The organism is Veillonella parvula (assembly GCF_047241225.1).
Taxonomy (GTDB): domain Bacteria; phylum Bacillota; class Negativicutes; order Veillonellales; family Veillonellaceae; genus Veillonella; species Veillonella parvula_O.
In genome coordinates this window covers 35,824-52,227 of record NZ_JBKTIE010000001.1, presented here as the reverse complement: position 1 = coordinate 52,227, position 16,404 = coordinate 35,824, and the positions used below count along the sequence as shown (strand labels likewise).

12 protein-coding genes are annotated in these 16,404 nt (G+C 40.1%); all 12 read right to left on the bottom strand.

Annotated elements, in window-relative coordinates:
- Position 1: 1 nt before the first annotated feature.
- Positions 2-1,645, bottom strand: a complete 1,644-nt coding sequence (locus ACLRYO_RS00210) for a VWA-like domain-containing protein (protein ID WP_278618729.1) — start codon at positions 1,643-1,645, stop codon at positions 2-4.
- Between the two features lie 135 nt (positions 1,646-1,780).
- Positions 1,781-2,881, bottom strand: coding sequence for an AAA family ATPase (locus ACLRYO_RS00205; RefSeq protein ID WP_278618731.1), 1,101 nt, complete (start codon positions 2,879-2,881; stop codon positions 1,781-1,783).
- A gap of 12 nt (positions 2,882-2,893) precedes the next feature.
- A complete protein-coding gene (locus ACLRYO_RS00200; RefSeq protein ID WP_278618733.1) occupies positions 2,894-3,700 on the bottom strand; it encodes a hypothetical protein in 807 nt (268 codons plus the stop codon).
- A gap of 112 nt (positions 3,701-3,812) precedes the next feature.
- Positions 3,813-4,463 carry a potassium channel family protein gene (locus tag ACLRYO_RS00195; protein ID WP_004698681.1) on the bottom strand — a complete coding sequence of 217 codons (651 nt, stop codon included), beginning with the start codon at positions 4,461-4,463 and terminating at the stop codon, positions 3,813-3,815.
- 35 nt (positions 4,464-4,498) lie between these two features.
- On the bottom strand, positions 4,499-5,860 hold the full coding sequence (locus ACLRYO_RS00190) for a TrkH family potassium uptake protein (protein WP_413084607.1): 1,362 nt from the start codon (positions 5,858-5,860) through the stop codon (positions 4,499-4,501).
- A 6-nt stretch (positions 5,861-5,866) separates the two neighbouring features.
- Entirely contained in the window at positions 5,867-6,871 is a 1,005-nt protein-coding gene (locus ACLRYO_RS00185; RefSeq protein WP_413084606.1) for a carbohydrate kinase family protein, read from the bottom strand.
- A 339-nt stretch (positions 6,872-7,210) separates the two neighbouring features.
- The gene (gene hutW, locus ACLRYO_RS00180; RefSeq protein WP_008714421.1) at positions 7,211-8,851 is read right to left on the bottom strand and encodes a heme anaerobic degradation radical SAM methyltransferase ChuW/HutW; all 1,641 of its coding nucleotides are present in this window, start codon (positions 8,849-8,851) and stop codon (positions 7,211-7,213) included.
- Positions 8,852-8,872: 21 nt separating this feature from the next.
- Positions 8,873-9,391 carry a flavodoxin family protein gene (locus ACLRYO_RS00175; protein WP_008601576.1) on the bottom strand — a complete coding sequence of 173 codons (519 nt, stop codon included), beginning with the start codon at positions 9,389-9,391 and terminating at the stop codon, positions 8,873-8,875.
- A gap of 28 nt (positions 9,392-9,419) precedes the next feature.
- Positions 9,420-10,223, bottom strand: coding sequence for an energy transducer TonB (locus ACLRYO_RS00170; RefSeq protein ID WP_004696671.1), 804 nt, complete (start codon positions 10,221-10,223; stop codon positions 9,420-9,422).
- Between the two features lie 2 nt (positions 10,224-10,225).
- Positions 10,226-10,633 (bottom strand): ExbD/TolR family protein, encoded by a 408-nt coding sequence (locus ACLRYO_RS00165; RefSeq protein WP_004698605.1) that lies wholly within the window; start codon positions 10,631-10,633, stop codon positions 10,226-10,228.
- A gap of 2 nt (positions 10,634-10,635) precedes the next feature.
- Positions 10,636-11,253: a MotA/TolQ/ExbB proton channel family protein gene (locus tag ACLRYO_RS00160; protein ID WP_004696674.1), complete on the bottom strand. Its 618-nt coding sequence runs from the start codon at positions 11,251-11,253 to the stop codon at positions 10,636-10,638.
- A gap of 35 nt (positions 11,254-11,288) precedes the next feature.
- Positions 11,289-16,367: a TonB-dependent receptor plug domain-containing protein gene (locus ACLRYO_RS00155; RefSeq protein WP_101928802.1), complete on the bottom strand. Its 5,079-nt coding sequence runs from the start codon at positions 16,365-16,367 to the stop codon at positions 11,289-11,291.
- Positions 16,368-16,404: the final 37 nt, after the last annotated feature.

The following is a 16,404-nucleotide window of genomic DNA, read 5'->3' as shown; positions in this document are numbered from 1 at the left end:
ACTAAATCTCTTGATTAGCCATAGAAAAGCCACCGCGATTAACCATACGTACAAACTCATCAATATCCTGAGTTTCATCAATCCCCACATAACCGAGTTCACGAACCATGCCGTACGGATTATGCAAAGATAATTGTGGATTCTCACCGGTCAATACCCACAGCACCTTATAGCCTCTTGGCGTCTCTCGTAGTCGCTCTTCCCCTTTGCCATCTGTAAAGTATACAAGTAAATCTAAACGGTTTTGATTAGCCAGAGAGAATACAGGAGTAAAGGCTGTAGCACCACGCACATCGAGGCGCGGCTTCACATCCTTCACGGATTCCATCGTATAGGTGCGGCGTACTTCATTATCACATTCTACAACAGTAATACAATGGTTATAAGCATGCACGATTTGTAGCACTTGCTCTAAAGCATTTGTAAACTCCACATCAGTTATACTACCACTCATGTCAAGAGCTACCCATACATTTGCCTTATGTTGACGTAATGTGCCAGACAACTCCAAACGCTCAGGTTGACGACGATTACGACGCATCGTCGTTTTTTTGTATCCACTCGCTACCTTGCCCATTAACTTTTTAAGGTAGAAATACCAAGGCAAGGCACGACGTGTCTTTTGGAATGTATCGATAAGGCTTTTCACATAGCCTTCCATATCCCCCTTTGAGGCTTCGTTGATATAGCGCTCCGTGATTTGGTCCATCGTATCTGTATCAATAGAATCGGATTCATCCCAAATATCATGGCTGGTTTGAGGGTCAAACTCCATAGCAACCGCCGTATCTGCGTTATCAATAGGCACAAAGAGGTCTGGTTTTTCTTTCATGACCTTATCAATAGCCTTCGCATAGTATTCAATGGTACGGAAACGCTTTAATAACAAACCAAAGCGCGCATTTACATTGGCTACCGTTACCGCATCACGGTCTACATGTTCAAGGTAATCGTTTACGACCATATCCATAGCCATATGGACTGCTGTTTTGTGAAAGCCTTGGCTCAGCGCTTTTACCCGCATCAAATGAGCAGAAATGATATGAAGAACTTCACGCTTAATACCATCCTTCATCACATCAGGCGGTTGACGTAACAAGATAAAGGGATTTATATATAACACATAGCCGCCCTGTTTAAGATTAATACCAAAAGCACTGGTCATATCAAAGCGAATGCGATGAGTCATTTGTAAGTAAAAGTAACCAAAGAATTGGTCCTCTTCAAGAAGCAAGCTGTTTACATCATGCAATATATTCCACAACCGTTGCTCATAGGCAGGCGTCATTACGGCTTGCTGCATAACGGCAAGGTCCGTACCTTCTACGTGTACATCTTCAAGCGCACGACCGATGGTACCTATATGGCTATCCGACATATTATGGTTCATAAGATCGGCCGCTATGCGTTCAGGCGCCATACTATGATGTTGTTCTTCATAGCTATCTACATAGGCCTCATAGGATGCGTATATTTGCGTATACAAAGCCTCTGCTTCGCGATGTATGCGCTCTCGTTTCGCATGCCATCGATCAAGAGCCTCGATAGCCTTCGCATCATAAGAACCCGTTTTTTCCCAGCCATCAATATGAGTCAGTAAATCCGACGCATCACGTATATCGTCCTTATCTAAGTTTCGTTGCATATTTACACCTCCTTTTCTTTAGAAAACAAATTTAATATATGTCATATGCCATATATCAATTAGCATAATAATTAATAATTTACTAAAGTCGATTATCTATATATAGCTTTGATTTGGTTAACTACACACATAGAATTATTTTTGCGCTTCAAAGAAAGTATCTACAAAAAGGTCATCTTCAATAGCATAAGCGTAAACGCGCTCATACGTGTTACGAAGATCTTTCATAACCGCTACGCGCAAATCCCCTGGATACAAGGTTAAAAACTCCACAAAGTGATGTACTTCCTGCGCATTGCTATTGCGATTTAAACGATGCAACATATTTTTTGCTGCTACATAAAGGCGAGTTGGGCTTTCACCTTTAACCTGCTCAGCCATAGACATAATAGCACCTGGTTTTTGAACCGCTGTTAATACATCATCAAAGGTAATAAGAGGTTCTTGATCGGACTCGATAAAGTTTACAAAAGCCTCCGCAATGAGTTTACCTACGTTACCGCGGATAACATTCATAAATACGTCGCGACTATAGCTTGTGTCCTCTTGGTTTTTATAAATCCTATATAGACCGGAAACGCGTTCAAAGGAGCGAGGTGTGGCATCGATATCGTCTTCGTGACGTTGATTTAAATATTCTGGGTATGAAGAAATAAATTCAATAACCTTTTCTTCAATACCTGCACCGATGGCCCAGTCAATCCATTGCATATAATCAGCATTCATGTAAAGCCATACGAAACGGTTTTGTTGTGCGGGGTCCATGTCAATCGTTTGGTAATCAAAGGAATCCTCAGGGTTCATAGCGGCGATAATGCGCACTTGATCACTTAAGGAGAAACCATTGATTTCACGGTTTAAGATAAGGTTCATCAACTCTTGTTGAACTGCATGTTCTGCACGGTTAATTTCGTCGATAAACAGCAATACTTGACGCCCTTTATCTACGGCTTGTGCCACATGTTCCAATGTATGATGCACAGCGTATACTGTAGTTTTCACATCTCGTGTATTGCCATAACCATCTGTATGTGTCACCGTTTCTACAGTAGGTAAACCACCGATTTCACCTTCTTTTAAGAGGTTTCCATCGATAGTTACTAATTCCCAGTCGTGTACCTCTGCAACACGCGTTGCGAGAGAGGTTTTACCAATGCCAGTCTCACCGACGAGCAAAGGCACTTGATTTGCAGCAAGCACTAATTCAACGCTTGCCATTGTATCTATAAAGTTCATTGTATCTCCGTTCTAATATTTCAAATATTCGCCTACTGCAACTTTCTTAACAGCTCTAGTACCATACATATCAATAAGTGACAATATATCAATAGGCCATTTTGATTGACGTCCACCGATAGCTTTATTGTTGATTAACTCGCGTACATAGTCTTCATCAACTGTATCGCTGGAAATAGCATCTACAATTATAGCTTTGATTTCGTCTACTGTAACACCCAATGTATTAGGTATATAACCGACAATAGCCGCACTTACTTTAAATAGATGCAAGACCAAGTCCTTAGTGAGGGTTGTAATCTGCCGCATTGCCTGTGGATCTTGCTTTACTGCTGCTTCTAGTACAGCTACGCTAGGCTCATCAATGTAGCGCAAGGCTAAGTAACTCTCTTGCACGGCTTGTAACTGCACAACCTCGCTTGGAGCATTGATATATTGTAAGGCATCATAATTCGCCTTCACCGCTTCTAATTGCAATTCTTCAGATGGGTTTGCAATATAGCGAATAGCCCAGCCTGATTGAGCTAACGCACTTTGAATTAATGTATCAGACGGATCGCTGATGTATTCTAAAACTGCCCAATCTTTTTCCACTAAGGTTTTTAACAATTCTTCTGTAGGATTTTCAACGAATTGTATAGCTCGTGGTGCTTGTGAAAGCGCCGTTTCAATAACCTTTTGAGTAGGTTCTTTAATATATTGTAACAGCATGCCGTTTTGTCCCACACATGTAAGTTGCATAGCTTCTGTAGGATTTGGAATATTTCGAATCCCATGTGGGTTATTCATCAGCGCCGTTATATATTGTTCCTCTGTCATAATAACCTTCATTTCTATATTAAAAGGCCATACGAATACGTATGGCCTATACTGAATTCTATCTCATTATATCATATTTTTTCGATATATTTATATCTCTTTCGTATACTTACTACACTGTTAATGCATCTAAATCAGAATTATTTCCTATGATTAATAGTTTATCCTCCGCCGAAAGAATCGTAAACGGATTAGGAGGGACTTCTAAATCCTCCCCACGCCTGATGCCTACAGCATTAAGATTATATTTCTCACGCAGATTAGAATCTTTTAAGCAGGTGCCTACCAAAAATTTAGGCATATCTACTTCAATAAGGCTAATGCTTTTAGATAGCTGTAAGTAATCCATTACATGTTCTCGTGTCAACGATTGAGCTAACCGTTGTGCCACATCATATTCTGGATAGATGACCATATCTACCCCCATCTTCTTGAGCATCTTACCTTGGAGTGCATTTTCAGCTTTCGAAACCACATGAGGCATATTCATTTCTTTCAACAACATCGAAGTCATGAGATTAGCCTGGATATTATCACCAATGGCAACAATAACTATATCAAATTGGCTCAAAGCTAAGGCTTTAATAGCCTCTTCATCAGTAGTATCTGCTACGATAGCATGTGTTACATAAGGGGAAACCTTTTGTACAATTTCTGGATTAATATCTACACCTAAAACCTCATGATTCATAGAGGCTAACATCTTGGCTATAGTCGTACCAAATTGACCAAGACCAATGACGGCAATTGTTTTATATTTCATGCTATATCTCCTGATAGACTAACTATTCTACTCAATTACAACAATACATTCTCTTCTGCATACCCAATTGGCTTCGTTGGTGATGTCCTAAGAGCCCATGTACCAATAACGGTCATAACACCGACACGACCTGTAAACATAACAAGCATCAGCACCCATTTACTGCTTTCAGATAAATCAGACGTAATTCCCGTCGTAAGGCCTACAGTCCCAAAGGCGGACGTAACCTCAAATAACAATCGAATAAAATCATAAGGCTCATCCCAAGCTAGATAACAGGTGGCTATTAAAATAAGAAGAAGCGATAAAAATATAATCCCGTTGGCTTTAAGCACTGTTACTAACGAAATACGACGTTCAAAAATCTCTGTATCTGGACGGTTATTAAACAAGGTACGCGATGCAAGTATGGTTACTGCTACGGTACTAATTTTAACGCCTCCACCGGTAGAGTTCGGACCCGCACCAATAAACATGAGAATAATGGTAACAAACAAGGTAATTGGATGTAATGCATTATAGTCAATCGTTGCAATCCCAGCTGTACGCGGCGTAATTGCTTGAAATAAAGAGGCCATTATTTTATTCCAAATCGGTAATGACCCAAAGGTTTTTGGATTTGACCATTCCACACCTAAAAAAATGATAGTTCCTAATAGGATAAGAATCGCTGTGCCTACTAACATAATCTTAGTGTGAAGTTTTAAGTCAACAAATCGTCGCACCTTACGGTGTGACCATATGTCAAAGGCCGCTAAATAGCCAAAACCACCGATAACAATTAGTACTGCTGTATTGATATTAAATAATATGTCCCCTACCATGGCATAAGGTAGATCATTATCAAAAAATACAAATCCAGCGTTACAAAAGGTGGAAATAGCTTGCATGATACCGGTATACAATGCAGCCTGTCCAATATATGGATATAGCTGAATCGTATAGATTATGCCTCCCACAATTTCAATAGCAAAGGTATAAAGCGTTAACTTTTTCGTAATATGTAATAAACCAGTCATACCCTCCTGTCCAACGTCCTCGGACAAAAGCACACGATTTTTAAGGCCTACTCGTTTACCTAGAAGCAAAGCAATTATGGTCGTGAAAGATACAATTCCTAACCCACCTAACTGAATAAGGATAACCATTACAATCTTACCAAATAAAGACCAATGATAATAAGTATCTACAGTGGTCAGCCCTGTTACCGAAACACAAGATACGGCGGTAAAAGCGGCATCTACAAGAGCCGTCGTTTGCCCCTGAGCACTCGCCATCGGTAACATAAGCAATATTGTTCCTATAATCATGACGCCTAGAAAGCTAAACGCTAATAATCGATAGGGATTTTGTTGCATGTACCGTTGTACATGAGAATGGGAAATATCGTGCCACATACTGATTTACTCCAATCCCATTAACTTATATACAACTTGTAAACTTGGTAAAGGGCTACGGCCACCAATCCCTTGCGTATTTAAAGCTGCTACAGCGGACGCAAAAATAGCAGCTTTTTCTAAATCAGAATGTCCACAATGTTGTAATAAATCTATAGCATATGTAGAGGTCTTTAACCCTTTTACTGGGGCTAACTCTCTCAATAATGTAACAAGCTTTGAAAGAAATGCTCCATGAAAACTATCTCCAGCCCCCGTTGTATCAACTACATATTCTTGAGGGAATGCCTGACAACGATAGAAAGTTCCATCAGGCCATACAAAATAACTACCATTAGCGCCATCCGTAACCCCCGCAATAAGAGCACCACGGTCATGAATGATACGACAAGCTTCTTCTAAATTAGTAGTGCCCGTATATTTTTCAGCATAATCACGAGCAACAATAGTAATATGACTTGACTCTGTAATAGATTTCATCTCTTCATCGTAGCGCTGTGCACCTCCATCGAGGGAGATAATAGTACCTGCCTTTTGTGCTAACGCCATGGCAGAACACATGAATTGTCGATGCCGTCCGTTAACATGTAAAATGAAAGCTTCTTTAATTAATTGCTTATGAGTATCTAAAAATACTGGCTCTGGCGCAGTAGAGCGTTCAAAAAATACGGCACGCTCGCCAGTGCTATGCTTTACTAGGATTGTAGCAACGCCACTCTTTTCCCCCTTTTCAATGTGGATAGCATCAGTATTAACATTATATTTTTTGAAATCATCTAAAATATGACGCCCCACCATATCGTCACCGATACTGTCAATCATGGCCGTACGTGCACCATATTTACCTGCAACGGCTAATGCTGTAGCTACAGGTCCTCCACCATCGGTGGTAGAAGATACAACTTGTTGTACCTCACGTCCCGTTGGGTAATGATCCACAACGATGAAGCGGTCTAATGTGCTAGCCCCAATACCTAATATATCTATTTCTTTTTGAGGACATGTACTCATACTAACCTCCTAAGCCTTTTATCAGCTATACAAGCAATATCACTTCACATCTTATAGATTTACTATCTCACTTATTGTTTTATGATTTTAACAGCAATTAGATTTTTATTGTCCTTATAGACTTATACATCTATTCCTATACATCTATTGCTATGCTTTTTAAAGTCATTTAAGTCTTATACCTACAGAATACCTTTCGCTCTATAAAAAGTAAACCCCAGACTACAGTCTGGGGCTACTTTGTACTACAGAGAGCACGTATATGTCACGTAATATGTCTTGTATATTATATGTTGGTTATTGAGAGAGGTTGTTAGAATTAAGGTGTAACATAACAGTTTAAGACATCATACGTTCCATCATATATTCAATCTCATCAGCACTTAAATTGTACATAGCTTGTACCATTCGTTCTGCTGCTTCGCCAGAAGCACCGCTCTTAGCAATTTCAGCTTTAGCCTTAGTAATAAGAGCCTCTTTACGTTGTGCTTCGGAATCTTCGTCAGTTGGTACAGAGATATTGGCTTTACCCTGGCCAATGCCACGTACCTCTTGGTTAGGATTTTCTTTAGAAGTTGTTTTTGTATCTTGTGCTGCTACTGCTTCTATAGCGAAGGAATTCTTACCAGTCATGATATATTCAACAGCTTCTAATGTACTTTGCGTAAGGTTTACAGTCCAGAATTCACCTGCATCAGTCAATTTATAAAGCAATCCATTATAGGCAACAAGACCTCGTTTTTCCCATAATTTATAGAGCCAGTTCAATTCATCTAATCTGGAATCCATTTTTACTAAGCTCATAATATTGAGGAATCCTTGTTCTAATTGACTTACTACTCGGTTTACGATAGGTTGTAAATCACTTTGTTTCATAAGGGCCATAAATGGTTTTTCACCGCGGGTAACCATATCTTCGTATGGTTTTAATGCACGATGTAACATCATCCCATAACCGTCGACGTTACCACCTGCACCACTACCAAATGGGAACATTGGAACGCCCGATTTAGCTAAAGTGTTATACAAGCTACGTTCACGGTTATTAGCACTCCAGTGAGCGGCACTCAATCGACGATAGGAACGTTCATCAAGGTATTTACGACCAAATTCAAACATATCCCCTTGCATCGCTGTTGTGGCTGCAGCTGGAACTTTGCCGTTTGTAATGTCTTTATTGAGATCACTACCATCAAATACATTTAATTGATATAAGTCCGCACCATCTACGCCAGAGCTTACCAAATCTGCTAAATCTTGTTCCCACACCTCCATAGTTTGACCAGGTAAACCATAGATCAAGTCAATAACAACAGAACATTGACCATAAGCTTTCAAAGCAGCTAGTCGTTCTAATACGGTTTCTTTCGTATCTAAACGGCCTACCATTTGACGTACTTCTGTATTGAAAGATTGCACGCCAATGGACATACGATTGACGCCGTTTGCCATCCAAACTTCAAGATTTTCAGGAATCAAATCGTGAATACGACCTTCTAAGGTAAGCTCATAATCGTTTGCCAACGGCAAGTACGCTTTAATTGCTTTGAGCAATCTTTCAGAATTTGTAGGTGATAAAGATGTTGGTGTGCCACCGCCGATAAATACGGCATGGATCAAACCATCTTTTAATCTCGAACGCTCACTAGCGAGCTTTAATTCACTGATAAGACCATCAATATATTGGTCTTCAACACTTTGACTCGTACCGTTTTGGAAGAAGCCACAATATGTGCATTTTGTCTTACAAAACGGAATATGAATGTAAGCGCATTGCATTTCGCCCTTTTTAGGAGTGCCATTCATTAACGAATCCCAAACGGCTTGTGTTTCTTTTGGAGAAACGAGCGTACCATTGAGACCTGCATGTACAACACGTTTATGAGGAAATGCACCACTCATCGGATTATCGCATTCTAAACCTAGTTGTAGATTGCGTTGTTTCTCCGGAATGGATTCAAAGAAACTTGCTAAACTCATACTCCAATCCCCTTTCAGAAATTAGGCTTGCAACTTTGCAAGTACAGATTTTGTAAATTCTTTTGCATTTGCAAAGTCTTGTTCATCTGGATGAGTTTCCGCCGCTTTATGTAACGCATCGCGTTCTGGGCTTTGACCATGTGCAGATCCAGGGGGGAACATTTTATACATCATTTCGATTACTTTAGGATCGATTTTACCTTGGCATACGAAGCCGTCTACAAGAGCTTCTTTGTTAGGCAATAATTCAGATGCTTTTTCGATACTTTCACGCGCATGATCAGAATCAGCATACATACCTAATGTAGCAAAGAATACTACATTAGGATTTTTTAAAGTTTCAATCAATTTTGCCGCTTCTTTATTCGCTGTGCCTCGATCCACCCAGAAACCTACGAATACTGTATCATAATCAGCTAAATTTTCAGGTGCATCTTTTACAGGAACGCAAGGTGTACCTTCAGGCATAACGGAAGCCATTGCTTCCGCTACACTTTTAGTATTTCCCGTAAGGGAAGAATATAAAATAATAGATTTCATATTTATCTCCTTTATTACTTAGATATATTTATTCTTCTTCATCTTCGCCATCGGCCTGTACTACAAAGTGTACAGGAACTTCTACTGGTTGTATATCCCCTGTTTCATTTGGATACGGAGTCGCTCGTCGCACTGCATCAAGAGCCGCTTCTACAAATATTTCATCCCCACCACTAGTTGGATATACGTCTATTAAATTACCATTAGTATCTAATTTAGCCATTACATTAATTGTAACATCTACGTTCATTTTACGCTTAATAGCCGCATAAGGAATTTGTTTTTGGCTATCTACAGCTGCATAAAAGCCCTCTACATTGAACGCTGCTTTACCTGTACCATGACCATCACCTTCACCGGTACCATCACCTGTACCAGTACCATGGCCTCTACCATCACCAACGCCAGTACCTTCACCGGTACCATGACCGCCACCAGAACCGCCACCTGATCCAGGGCCTGTGCCACCAACAGCGGAATTATCACCGGATGTATTGCCTTTATTTTCACTTGCTTTAGCTGCCACATCTACTGCATCAGGAATATCTGTTGCTGTAGATGGTTCAACATTTGCTACAACAGCCTTTGTTCTTGCCGCTACTTCATCTGCTGACAATGGTTTTGGGAACAGATCTGCTCTGTTACCTCCGCCACCACCAGCATGTCCACTGCCACCATCATCGAGCACACTTTGTGTGAGGTCGATTTCATAGGTATCCATTTCTTGAATGGCTGGAACCACTACAAAAAAGATTACAGCAATAAAGAGAGCAATAAGATGAACTACGGCGGATATAATGGCTGCTTTTTTCCATGATATGCCTAGTCCCATAGTTATCCTTTCTGTTCAGCTGCAATAGCTAAGCGTTTAACGCCAGATTGTTTTAACATGTCCATAATCGCTACTACTTGACCATGAGCCGCTCGTTTATCGGCTTGTAAGATAACACTAGCATTAGGGTTTTCTTGGATACGTTGTTTTACCATTGCCTCAGCATCGTCAATGCTCATTGGCTTGTTATCAATCGTAATATGACCCTCCGCATCTAATGTTAAAACCACTGGTAATTGAGCTGGTGCAGAAGCACTAGTAGCCTGTGGTAATTGTACAGACAAGGCTTTTTGAGCCACTGTTTGCAAGCTGTTCATCATGAAGAATACCAACAAGAAGAAAATGATATCAATCATTGGAATGATCATGAATTCCGGCTTAGTTTTCATACGAAAGCTTTGCAAGTTCATAACTATTTCCACCCTTCTCGTTTAGCTGTAACTATATTTACACACATATTTTCAATTTGGTTAATAATGGAGTCCAAACGATGACTAAAAATTGTGTAAACGATAAATGCCATTATGGCCACACATAAGCCAGATGCTGTCGCGATAAGCGCCTCACCTACACCACCAGTAATGGCAGATGCACCCGCACCGGAGTCAAGGATACTGAAAGAGCCAATCATACCTGTTACTGTACCAAGCAAGCCCAATAATGGAGAAATTGTAACTGTTGCACTTAAGTAGTCCATATATTTTCGGAAACCAACTGCATCAACCCCCATTTGATCAGCAAAAGCGGTCTTCATTGCTTCTTCGCTAGAATCATTTTTTAAACCTGCTTCTGCAATACGACTTGCAATAGAAGGGTTCTCTTTAATTACTTTATCGATTTCATCCCAACGTTGTAGTTTTGCGAATTCATTTACTGCATGAGTTACAACAAATGTTTTGCCTGCATACTTACGATAGAAGAAAGCACGTTCTGCAGCTATAGCGATAACCATGAAAGACAAGAGTAACAATGGATACATTACATACCCGCCACTATGAAATAAGTGAATGACATAATTTAAATTTTCCATATTTGTAACCTTTCTGCCTGTTTACAGACTGAACATTAGAACCTGTAGGTCCCTTGAATTCTTGTATAATCGCCTAACTTAAAGCTTTCACTACCATATAAAGTGTCTCGTTTATTAGTGCCCTTCGCATCAAATGTATAGAATGCTTCAAGGAGCAAATCCTTGCGCGGTACATAGCCGGCACCAAATGTAAAGCTACGAACACCATCTAAGTAACGATCAGGTACTGCACCCGTACCATTACCACCGAAGAAGGAGCCATGTTCAAAGTATTTGTAATCGATGAACGCATTCCAAGATTTCGGAACATCTAAATCAGCACGCCCAATATCTAGACGAGCCATCCAGAAGTGTGGTGTGCCGCCCATTTGATGACCTTTTAGAGTAAAGTCTGCTGTGCCACGTTCATGTTGATATACGGTATTACCATTGAGGTAACGTCCTAAGTTAGAACGATTTTGACCGTAATCAACCGTAACAGCTGCATTAGCACCAAGTTGATACTTAGCACCGATACCAAATACATGAGCTACATTGGAGAAGCTGTATTCATCATTACTGTTTCCATTAGCATTTAAATATGTATGTGTTTTACCGCCAAAGGAACGTAAGTACCAAGCTTGTAAACCAAGACGAGCACCAATTTGTTTCTTGTATTGAATAAATGCGGCCTTATCGATGGCTGGTACAGTATCTTTTTCAAGAACTACACCTTCTGTTCTGATCAAGTTGCCAATGACCTTACCGATTGCTTCGCGTGGTAATTTATTTTCAGACTCTGCGTCATGTACAACTTTTTCAAGATTATACATATAGTTAAACAATGCATTAGGCATACCCCAACCATAGTAAGAACCACCTTCGCCATAATCACCAGAGGACATGGTGAAGTTCTTTTTGTAAATGGCATCTTTAGCATCATAATCACTAAATACGTATTTACCACTATCGTATTTGTAAGTCTTTGCACCTAAGAAGCCAGTGAATTCATAATCACTTGACGGTTGACCATAGTAATCATAAGATCTCTTAAATGTACCATCAGCTTGTTTCACCCAAACTTCGTCAAGCCCACTATTGTTATAATTACTCCAGTTATCTTTTGCATTATATTTGGCAATTTCTGTAATCGATTGATTAATCTCAGCTGCATGTTTATCAACATACTCTTTAGGATTTAGCAAGGCTTCTTTATTATCAGAGGATACGATAAGACCTTTTGCCTTTTCTTTCATAGATTCAGGGTACAATGGGGAATTTACGTTATACATAATGTCGCCTGTTTTATACAGTTTTTCCCCTGTTTTCTTATTGGTGATTTCATACATTGCATACCCACCAGATGGGATATCAAGGGAGAATTTAGTCCCTGCCATATCTGTAGGATATGCTTTTGTAAGAATATCTTGTAATCGACCCATAATTTGAGCTTGTTTTTTCTGAGTTTCAGCTAATTTAGCATTAGCCTTTTCAATTTCTTGATCACGGTTCGGATTACTCCATCTTAAGTCTAAGCTTTCTTTATAAGCTTCGTATTCAGCTTGCAAGTCTTTGAGCTGTTGATAGAAATAGAGGCTATCTGTCTTACCTTTGTAAGTGGAGTTATAAATACCAGTTGGACTATCTGGAGCTGCCGGATCTGTTGAGGTCTTCTTCTCACCATCAGAACCGGTTTTAGTAGCACTCTCAATATCGTATGGATAATCATCGCGATTGATACCAATCAATTCAGCTGCTGTTGGTGGTCTAAAGATAACTTTGTGCACTGCATGAGTATATGCAGAATCAGTGATACCTGTACTATGTTTGAAAGTACCAACACCAATACGAACTTGAGAATCATGGCCATTCCAAACAGCACGAACGCCGTCATAAGATTGACCAAACCAGTAACCACTAGCGCCCATAGGCTCAGTTAAACGCCCTACAGATACGTCCCATTTCTTAACGCGTCTTGTAAGATCAACTGTATCAAGTCGTTGATGGTTGAGACCTTTGGAATCAGATTTTGTCCAGCTTGTATCTACTCCACTCATACCACTCATGCTGCCAATAACCTTGAGGTTTGTGAACTCATTGAGTCGAGCATCAAAGCCAAGACGTAAGCGTTGTTCAAAACTATGACGATTAGCATCGTACATATTAGCTTTTGCAGAGCCGATGGCAGAGTTTGCTCTAAATGGAGATTGCGGTCTATTAGAACCATCATGTGCCATCCAACGCGCTCTATAGTCGCCAACCATTGTAATACCACGTTCTTTAGTAGTATCAAAATCAGAACGAATAAAGTCAGTTAAACGAACTATATCAGCTACGTTTTGTACACCAGATTCAGAATTTACCACTTCACCATTAGCTACATTAGCCCCTGTAGCATTAACTTTTGCACCATCCTTAGTTTTGCCGATGGCCATAGTTTTACTACTATCGCCACCACCAAATTTAAGGTTAACACCCATGCGGTATACGCGTTCTTGTGTAGCACGGTCATCATCGCGATGGTTAAAGATATTGTTGATACCGAAATACATCATGGCATTTTTATTGAAACGTTTTTGAATCATTACATTCCAAATGCCAAATGTTTTCTTTTCATACATTTGTTTCTTATAAACGCCTGCATCACCAGACAAGATATCTGGCCAGTAGTTACCACCGTTATTAAGAGTATTACTATCAAGCATATTGATATAGTAATCACCCCAGATGGAGCCATTCCAACCGGATTTAGGGTTATCATAAGTAATGCCAATATCAACTTTGTGCATTGGTTTATCCAATAATTGACGTGGCATGGATGGATCGCTTTTGTTGATAGCGTGTAAATATGTATAACCTAATTTACCAGACCAATATTTGCCAAATTTTTGTTGTACTTCCGCTTGCAGCCCTGTAATTTCAGCTTTACCAATATTTTTAAAGCTGTAAATCATATCCGGGGCACGTTGGTATTTCGCATCACCCTTAAGATATGGTGCAAAGTCCATAAAATCACCAGTGAAGTATACAGACATATAGTTCTTAATACGGTTATGGAATACACCTACGCGTGCATATGTATTTTTATTTTCACCCTCCAAGCTCATGTCGAAATTGACCGATTTTTCTGGTTTCAAATTAGGATTGCCAGCCCAATACCAACCGAGTTTTGCTACCCCAATCCCTACAGGGTTAGAAGCGTACATTTCCCAGTTATACCACAATTCGCCCATACCAGGCTCTGTATAACCGGTACCTACATTGGCTTTAAATCTGCGATGTGTATTACCTTTAACGTTATATGTCATGCCCAAAGATGCAGATACGTTAGAACCAAACAAGCTACTATTGTCGAAGCGCACAATTGGAGACAATGTTAAATTCTTATTAACTTGCCATGTATCAGAAATGTAAGCGTTTATTTTACGAATCGTACCACTACCAGTAGTCAAGCGTTGATCGCGATTACGGTACTCTTCCAAGAAAGCCTTACCATTTAACTTAGGTGCTTTCTTACGCATTTCTGGATCGTTAGACTCACCATATTTAAAATAGTCACCTACGATGTTTGCACGATGTGCCGCCATTTCAGGATTTTCCGATTTCAACCGATTTTCCAAAGCATAATATCGCTTCTTAAATTCATCCGTTACGGGTTGATTATTCGGCGATGTGCTTGACCATTCACTAAGTCTGCTTTCCGATAAACCATAATTCACATAATCATCGTACGTAATGCCCGGCTTTTGTGCCTTTGTTTCAGCCCCATAGTATTCATAATCCATATCCCATTGCGGCATGCCGCCACCGGAATTAATGAATTTATAGTCATGGATGTGAGAGTAAACTTTAATACTATTATCGCCTTTACGTCGCACGAGACGATCAAGGCGGTCTACTAACAAGCTTTTATCGTAATCCCATGGATCAATGTACATCGTACTTGTATTAGGAGAACTCTTTAAGCGACTACCAGAACCTTCTTCACGAGCATAGCTAACACCATAGCTTAGCAAATGATTTTTATTGACTTGCGTATTAGCATTTACTCGAATATCTAATTGACGATGATCGATGTTATCAATATAACGCAACTCATTAGAGCCTTCATAAGCGGAACGACCTGTATAGTTAATGAGCGCTACATCATTTTCTTTAATACGAGAGTAATTAGTTTCTACAGTCCAGTCACTCTTTCCAGCTCTAGAGGACCATTGCAGGTTAGCTGTATTACGATCTGCCGTACGTTTGAAGTGTTGCTGTGGCTCTAAATCGGAGTCGGAGTGCTTAACATCGCGCACAAGGTCTTCCGTGTAACGATTAAGTCGCAATTCTACCTTATTTTTATCATTTGCCTCGTAGGTCGCTACAAGACCGATATCTGCCGCATCACCATAGTAACGAAGTACATTTGGCTTGAAGTTATGTTTTGCATAATCAAAGGCCATCCCAGAGGCACGACGTTTAACAGATGCTAGAACAGGCATAAGATCTCGTTTACTACCTGATAACCCAACCTTTAACTTGCCCATTTGACCAGAATCGGCACGAATGAAGAAGTTTTGGAACGGAAATACATCGCCATCGCTCTTGCGACGCAGGCCTTCAGCATTAAATTGTACGGATGGTTTCTTTTGTGCTTTTTTAGTGATGATATTAACTACACCACCTACTGCATCAGATCCGTATTTAGCACTAGCCGCACCTTGAATAACTTCAATTCTCTCTACGTTCTCTGTACCCAAACGTTGTACTTCATCGGCCGCACCAGAGTACTTATCAAAATCACCTAGCACTGGTTGACCATCTACGAGGATAAGAGTGTGACGCGCTTCTGCACCGCGAATGGACACGCCCACACGCCCCATAGCATCAACTGTTCTAGATACACCTGTTTGCGTAAAAATAATATCTTCAACGGACTTCGCCTGTTTCTTTTCAATCTCTTTCTTGGTAATGATTTGCACTTGCTGTGAGTTCAATTTTGCTTCTTCTTCTGCCCATGTGCCTTTCACATTAACAACATCTGTAGTGACAGTCGCATTATCTGCCCAAACCACTAGAGGTGCGCTAAGCCACAAGGCAACTGCACTAGACAGGATTATGGTACGCTTTGTATGTCCCCACCGGTTCATTATGCCCTCCTAAACTTATAACTAAACATATGTCTTG